1 protein-coding gene is annotated in these 417 nt (G+C 49.9%); it reads left to right on the top strand.

Annotation, left to right across the window (positions count from 1 at the left end; translation table 11 throughout):
* Positions 1 to 103 precede the first annotated feature (103 nt).
* Positions 104 to 417, top strand: a 314-nt coding sequence (locus tag D3242_RS33195) for a biotin/lipoyl-containing protein (RefSeq protein ID WP_342634151.1), incomplete at its 3' end; no start/stop codon positions are given.

Genomic DNA, 417 nt, shown 5'->3' with positions numbered 1-417 from the left:
GGTATGGGCGTGTACATAAACAACAAATCGACGAATTTCTTGCTGCTGCGTTTGCAGATATTCAGCCATGAAAGGCGCACAAAAATAATAAGGAGAACATTTTATGATCGAAATTACTGTCCCTGTATTACCGGAATCTGTCACGGAAGGCACGCTGACAACCTGGTGTAAACAAGAAGGCGAGCACGTAAAACGCGATGATGTGATTGCCGAGCTGGAAACCGATAAAGTCATTCTGGAAATACCGGCCCCGCACGATGGCGTGTTAAGCAATATTATCGTCAGCGAAGGTAGCACGGTCACGTCCGCGCAACTGTTGGCGCATCTTAAGCCGCAAGCTGTCATAGAAGAAACCGTCACACCAGTCACCGAAACCCTGGCGATGCCTTCCGCACGGCTGGAGGCACAGCGTAGTGG

Source organism: Mesorhizobium jarvisii, from assembly GCF_003601985.1.
GTDB lineage: Bacteria > Pseudomonadota > Alphaproteobacteria > Rhizobiales > Rhizobiaceae > Mesorhizobium > Mesorhizobium jarvisii.
This window is presented reverse-complemented; position numbering and strand designations above follow the sequence as displayed.